Annotated in this window: 4 protein-coding genes; 2 read left to right on the top strand and 2 right to left on the bottom strand. The window is 70.0% G+C overall.

The genetic code is table 11. The features are described 5' to 3' along the window. Positions 1 to 133: 133 nt before the first annotated feature. Positions 134 to 1960 (bottom strand): Xaa-Pro dipeptidyl-peptidase, encoded by a 1827-nt coding sequence (locus ACRDSQ_RS25550; protein ID WP_431424508.1) that lies wholly within the window; start codon positions 1958 to 1960, stop codon positions 134 to 136. 139 nt (positions 1961 to 2099) lie between these two features. On the opposite strand from ACRDSQ_RS25550, the gene ACRDSQ_RS25545 reads away from it, so the two are divergent. Beyond that, positions 2100 to 3671, top strand: a complete 1572-nt coding sequence (locus ACRDSQ_RS25545; protein WP_431424507.1) for a mucoidy inhibitor MuiA family protein — start codon at positions 2100 to 2102, stop codon at positions 3669 to 3671. A gap of 11 nt (positions 3672 to 3682) precedes the next feature. On the opposite strand, the gene ACRDSQ_RS25540 is transcribed toward ACRDSQ_RS25545, so the two are convergent. Continuing rightward, positions 3683 to 4579 (bottom strand): TIGR03619 family F420-dependent LLM class oxidoreductase, encoded by an 897-nt coding sequence (locus tag ACRDSQ_RS25540; RefSeq protein ID WP_431424506.1) that lies wholly within the window; start codon positions 4577 to 4579, stop codon positions 3683 to 3685. Between the two features lie 34 nt (positions 4580 to 4613). Between ACRDSQ_RS25540 and ACRDSQ_RS25535 the strand changes: the two genes are divergently transcribed. Further along, the gene (locus tag ACRDSQ_RS25535; protein ID WP_431424505.1) at positions 4614 to 6623 is read left to right on the top strand and encodes a prolyl oligopeptidase family serine peptidase; all 2010 of its coding nucleotides are present in this window, start codon (positions 4614 to 4616) and stop codon (positions 6621 to 6623) included. The last annotated feature ends 201 nt before the right edge of the window (positions 6624 to 6824 follow it).

The raw sequence follows: 6824 nt of genomic DNA, 5'->3' as shown, positions 1-6824 counted from the left end.
GGATAAGTACCTGTTCATCTGACACCTCCGCGAAGATCCGATACATCGATCGGACCACGACGTATGTCGGCGCGAAAGGTTCGGCTGACGACTCGGTGGTGAACAGTTCCCTGACTAGGGGTTCATTAGGGGATTATCCAACGGAGGCGCGGACGGCCGCCTGACCTCCCACGGCGGGCAGGGTCAGGTAGCTGTGCGACAGGTCCAGGGAGATCCCCGCGCCCGGGCGTGGGCGCAGCGTGTAGTCGTAGTCGCTGGACATGACTACCACCGCGAGACTGTGGCCCGCAGCCAGGACGTAGTCGTCCGGCACCAGGTCCACCTGGATGTCGTAAGCCTTGCCCGGCTGGATCGGCTTGGTCCGGCTGGGCGACTGCCGGTTCTGCGGGTCGGTCCAGCCGCGCGTGACGATCGACGTCTTGCCGTCGGGCGCGCGGTCGACGAGCAGCACCGTCACGTTCGCCGCGGGCTTGCTGAACGCGAGCCGCAGGTCGGCCCGCACGACGCCGCTGATCCGCAGCGGCTGGGCGGCGGGCCGGGTCACGTAAGAGAGCCGGTTGTCCGATGCCGCCGCGGCCGCGAGTTCCTCGGCGGTCTTGGCCACGTCATCGGTCAGCGACTCCACCACAGGACGACCGAACGACGGACGCGCGCTCAGCCCACCGTGAGCTGAACCGCCCACGGACGGGTAGAGCCGGGCGGACATGGTTCCCGGCGCGGGCCATTCGGCTTCGTCGTGCCAGGTCAGGTCCTCGCGCTGCACGGTCGCCTTCGGCTCGTCCTCGACACCGTTGTCGATCGCGTAGAGGTAGTGCGACATCCAGCGGTTGAGCGTCGCGAGCCACTCGGCCTGGCGCAGCCGGAACGGGTCGGCGTGCCCGGCCTGGTGCAGCCAGATCTTGTGCTCGACCCCGTTGCGCTTGAGCGCGGAGTACAGCTGCTCGACGTGGGTCATCTTGACGTTCCAGTCGTTGAGCCCATGCACCGCGAGCACGGACGCCCGGACGTTCCCGACGTCGTTGAGGTAGTTCCGCTCGTCCCAGAACGGGCTGTAGTCACCGGTGATCCGGTCCTGCTTGGCCACGATCTCGGCGATGACCGGCTTGCAGATCTCGCGGTCTTCGCGCGTGTAGACGTAGTCGGCGAGCACGTCGAGGTCTTCGCCCTGGAACGTTCCCGGCGCCACGATCAGGCCGTCGGCCCGGTAGTAGTCGTACCAGCTGGAGATCGCCGCGATCGGGACGATCGTCTCCAGGCCCTCGACACCGGTCGTCGCGACCGCAGTCGGCAGGGTGCCGTTGTACGACACACCCATCATGCCGACCTTGCCGGTCGTCCAGTCCGCGGCGACCGGAACACCGGACGCGTCGGCGGCCGGGGCGCGGCCGTTGAGCCAGTCCACGACCGACCTCGCGCCGATGGTCTCGTTGCGCCCACCGCTGGTGGGGCAGCCGGTGGAGAGCCCGGAACCGAGCGATTCGGCGTACACCACGGCGAAGCCGCGCGCGGTGAAGTAGGACTCGTACCGCCAGGTGATCGGCGCGTTCGGCCCCATCGCGGCGGTGACCCGCTCGTCGGACAACCCGCGCGAAGCGGTCTTGTTGCCGGGCTTGCCGGGGACGTAGAGCTCTTGGTCGACGCCGTGGTTGGGCACGTCGTTGCCGCCGGCGTAGTAGGGGCTCGCCTGGTAGACCACCGGCACCTTCATGCCGAGTTCGGTGGCCTTGGGCCGCACGACCTCGACGTGGACGAGGTCGTCCTTGCCGTCGAAGTCGGAGTCGACCGGCGCGGAGACCCAGAGCGACTGGCGGACGACGTCCTTCGGGTCGAAGACCGGCTGCGCCTGTCCGTCGACGAAGACCGGCTTGGGCGGGTCGACCTGGGCGGAGGCGGTGCTGGTGAGCAGCGGAACGGCGAGTAAAGCGGCCAGGGCCGTGACGGCGGGTCGCGCACGTCTCATGGGTTGGCTCCAGACGAGGCAGGGTGTCAGGTCGGGCCGAACCATTCCGTCAACATCCACAAGGTGTCAATACGCCGAAAGTCGGTGTCTCCACTGTGGACACGTGCCGGACGGGCCCGCCGTGGGTAGCCTCGCGGACGTGACCAGTCGACTCGACGCTCCGATCGTCGCCGTGACCGTTTATCCAGGACAAGCGCGGATCACCCGCCGCGGAGTGCTCAGCCTCGAGGCGGGTGAGCAGCGGGTGGCCATCGGCGGGCTGCCGATGTCGCTGCATCCGGATTCGGTGCGGGTCAACGGCCGCGGCGCGGCGACCGTGCTGGGTGTCGATGTGCGCGCCGAGCACCACCCGCGAACGCCCGACGGCGCTATCGCCGAATTGGAGGAGCAGCGGGACATGGTCCGTGCCGCCCTCGACGAACTGGGCGACAAGGATACCGTGCTGGCCGCGCGCGCGGACATGGTCACGAAGTTGGGCGAACACGCGGGCGGCACCTTCGCGAAGGCGCTCGCGCGCGAGCAGACCGACGCCGCGCGCGTCGCGTCCGTGTCCGACGAACTGGCGCGGCAGCTCTCCTCGGTGCTGGCCGATCGACGCGACCTCGCTTCCACGCGACGCGAGGTGCAGGAGAAGCACGACGAGATCGAGCGCAAGCTCAGCGACCGCCGCACCCGACGCGCCCCGGACCGGATGGCCGTCGACGTCGACGTGGATGTCGCGGAGGCCGGTGAGCTGGAGTTCGAGCTCTCCTACCTGGTGCACGGCGGCAACTGGGAGTCGCGCTACGACGTGCGGCTGGCGGCGGGCTCGCTGGCGGTCACCTGGTACGGGCTGGTCACCCAGCACACCGGCGAGGACTGGCCGGAGTGCGATCTGCGGCTCTCGACCGCGCAGCCGACCGACGGCCTGAACGTGCCCGAGCTGTCGCCTTGGTATGTCGACGTCCTGCGGCCGAGGCCGATCGCCCCCAAGGCGGCGCGTGGCATCGCGTACGGAGCCGCGATGGACGCCGCGCCGGGCGGAGCTGTGCCCATGCCCGCCATGGCGGCGGCACCGATGATGGAGGAGCGGTACGCCGCCGTCGAGCAGGGCGCCACCTCGGCCACCTACCGGCCCACGCGCCCTATCGCGGTACCGGCGGACGGCACGGCGCACCGAACCACCGTCGCGGCGTTCGATCTGCCCGCCGAGACCGACCACGTGACCGTGCCCGTGCGCGGACCGGAGGCCTATCTGCGGGCCACGGTGACCAACACGTCCGAGCACACGCTGCGCCCGGGCCGGGCGTCGATCTTCCACGACACGGAGTTCGTCGGCGCGACCGATCTGGAGCCGTGGGCGCCGGGTGAGGAGGTCGAGCTGACGTTGGGCGTCGACGAGCGCATCCGGGTCGAGCGTGAACTGGTCCGCCGCTCGGCGGGCAAGGCGGTCCTCGGCGGCACCCGACGCCAAGAGGCCGCTTATCGGATCAAGGTGGGCAACTTCGGTCCGCGCGCCGCGCGAGTCACGGTCATAGACCAGGTTCCTGTTTCACGAAGCGAGTCGATCATTGTCCGCGAGGTCACGCTGCGGCCGGACCCGGCCGAACGGACCGAGCTGGGCGAGGTCACCTGGAAGCTCGACCTCGCGCCGGGCAAGAGCACCGAGATCGACCTCGGCTTCCGCCTGGACATCGCGAAGGGCGTGGAGATCTCCGGCTGGCGGGACTAGCGGCGCGAAAGCTAGGGCGCGAACGCGGCCAAGGCGTCCTCGGCCCGGCGCATGGATTCAGCCGGGTCGGCGTCCGGGGAACCGATCTCCGGGTCGAAGTTCAGGTCGATGAACAGCTCGGTGACGCCTTGGTCCTCCAGCAGAGCGAAGTCGCCGCGGATCTGCTCCAGCGTGCCCGTGAGAGGACGGGTTCGCTCCGCGCGCACGCGAACCGCGCCTCGGCACACGAATCGAAGCTGCCGCGGGTCGCGGCCCGCCTCGGCCGCGGCCTCGCGCACGACCTTGACCGACTCGCCGATGGCGGCGGGGTCCGCGCGGCTGCTGCTGACCCAGCCCGCGCACAGCCGCCCCGCGCGACGCAACGCCGGTTCCGCCGACGCGCCCAGCAGGACCGGCGGGCCGCCCGGCTGCGCAGGCTTGGGATCCATCCGGGTCGCGGGCACGCGGTAGAACTCGCCGTCGTGCTCGACGACATCGTCGGTCCAGAACCGGCGCAGCAGCGGCAGGTACTCCTCCGCACGCTTGCCGCGGCCCGCCATGTCCGCGCCGACGGCGGCGTACTCCTCCGGCGCCCACCCGATGCCCAGGCCCGCGTCGAGCCTGCCGCCGCTGAGCACGTCGAGGGTGGCGAGTTGCTTGGCGAGCAGCGGCGGGGCGAAGAACGGCAGGTTGAGCACGGCGATGCCCAGCCGCACCCGGCTGGTGTGGGCGGCGAGGAACGACGTCGCCGCGACCGGGTCGAGGACCGACCGGTAGGACTCACCCCAGCTGCCGTCGGGCGGCGAGAGCAGCCGCTGGAACGTCCACACCGAGTGGTAGCCGAGTTCCTCGGCACGGGTGGCGACCCGCACGAGGTTGTCCACGGTCGCCCAGGAGCCTGACACCGGGGCGGCGAATCCGATGAGCACGAGGCCCACGCTACTGATCCGGCAGACTGGCGGCATGACTGAGGGACTCGAGGACCCGTACCTGTGGCTGGAAGAGGTCACCGACGAGACGGCCCTGGACTGGGTGAAGGCCCGCAACGCCGAGACCACGGCCGAGCTGGCGGGCGAGCGTTTCGACTCTCTTCGCGCGGGCATCAGGGAGGTCCTCGACGCCGACGACCGGATCCCGTACCCGCGGCGGCGCGGTGAGTTCCTCTACAACTTCTGGCAGGACGCCACCCACGTCCGGGGGCTGTGGCGGCGGACGACGCTGGAGCAGTACCGCACCGCCGAACCCGGGTGGGAGATCCTGCTCGACGTCGACGCCCTCGCCGAGCGCGAGGATGAGAACTGGGTGTGGGCAGGCGCCGCGGTCCTCAAGCCCGACTACGACCTCGCGCTGGTGGAGCTCTCCCGCGGCGGCGCGGACGCCACGGTGGTCCGCGAGTTCGACCTGCGGTCCGGCGAGTTCGTCGCCGACGGGTTCGCCCTGCCCGAGGCCAAGTCGCGGGTCAGCTGGATCGACGCGGACCGGATCTACGTCGGCACCGACTTCGGCGACGGCTCGCTGACCACCTCCGGCTACCCGCGGGTGATCAAGGAATGGCGGCGAGGCACGCCGTTGGCCGAGGCGGCCATTGTCTTCGAGGGCAAGCCCGAGGACGTCTCCGCCTACGCGGTCCACGATTCCACCCCCGGGTTCGAGCGGGACTTCGTCGGCCGCCACCCGGAGTTCTTCACCTCCGAGGAGTTCGTGCGGACCCCGAGCGGCCTGGTCCGCATCGACGTGCCGGACGACGCCACGTCCGACGCCCACCGCGAGTGGCTGCTGGTCTGGCTGCGCTCGGACTGGACCGTCGGCGAGACCACCTACAAGTCCGGCTCGCTGCTCGCCGCGAACTTCGACGCCTTCCTCGCGGGCGAGCGCTCCCTGACGGTGCTGTTCGAGCCCGACGCGCACAGCTCGCTGGCAGGCTACTCGTGGACCCGCAACCACCTGATCCTCAACGAGCTCGTCGATGTGAAGACCAAACTCGAAGCACTGACTCCAGGACCGGACGGCTGGACGCGCGCACCGCTTCCCGGTGCGCCCGAGCTCAGCTCCGCGGACGTGATCGACACCGACCCGGACCACAGCGACGAGTACCTGCTCAACGTCAGCGGCTACCTGCAGCCCGCGACCCTGCTGCGCGGGGAGATCGGCGGCGAGGTCGAGGCGCTCAAGCAGGCGCCCGCGTTCTTCGACACCGAGGGCCTCACCGTCCAACAGCACTTCGCGACATCCGACGACGGCACGAAGGTCCCCTATTTCGTGGTCGCCGGGCGCGACCCGAAGGGCCCCACGCTGCTCTACGGGTACGGCGGCTTCGAGATCTCGCTGACGCCGTCCTATGCGGGTGGCATGGCCCGGGCGTGGCTCGACCAGGGCGGCACCTACGTGGTCGCCAACATCCGCGGCGGCGGCGAGTACGGCCCCGCGTGGCACCGCGCCGCGCTGCGCGAGAACCGCCCCCGCGCGTACGAGGACTTCGCGGCGGTCGCGCGCGACCTCGTGGCCCGCGGCGTCACGACGCCCTCGCGCCTGGGGATGCAGGGCGGCAGCAACGGCGGCCTGTTGGCGGGCGTCATGCTGACCCGCTACCCGGAGCTGTTCGGCGCGGTCGTCAGCCAGGTCCCGCTGCTCGACCTCCGCCGGTACCACCTGCTCCTCGCGGGCGCGTCCTGGATGGCCGAGTGGGGCGACCCGGACGACCCGGACGACTGGGCCTACCTCAAGGAGTTCTCGCCGTACCACAACGTCCACAGTGGACGCGGGTATCCGCCGGTCTTCTTCATCACCTCTACGCGCGATGACCGCGTACACCCCGGCCACGCACGCAAGATGGCGGCGAGGATGCGGGAACTCGGTTATGAACCGAAGTACTACGAGAACATCGAGGGCGGCCACGGGGCGGCGGCGGACAACGAGCAGCGGGCGTTCATGTCGGCCATCGTCTACGAATTCCTACTGCGCACCCTGCGGTAGGCGGTCTTGATGCTCGAGACCGGGGAAGGTCGCGGTGTGCGTACCCGGAATCTGTTTCACCGCAAGCCATTTCCCGTTGTTGACACCATCGTGTGACACGAGTCGTCGAGGTCGGAAACCGGGCCCGGATTGTCGGTGGTCGCCGGGAGACTTCGTGGCATGGCGGAGCTGGAGATCCATCACAACGACCCGGACAGGTTC

Origin of the sequence: Actinokineospora sp. (assembly GCF_050699995.1) — a bacterium.
GTDB lineage: Bacteria > Actinomycetota > Actinomycetes > Mycobacteriales > Pseudonocardiaceae > Actinokineospora.
This window is presented reverse-complemented; position numbering and strand designations above follow the sequence as displayed.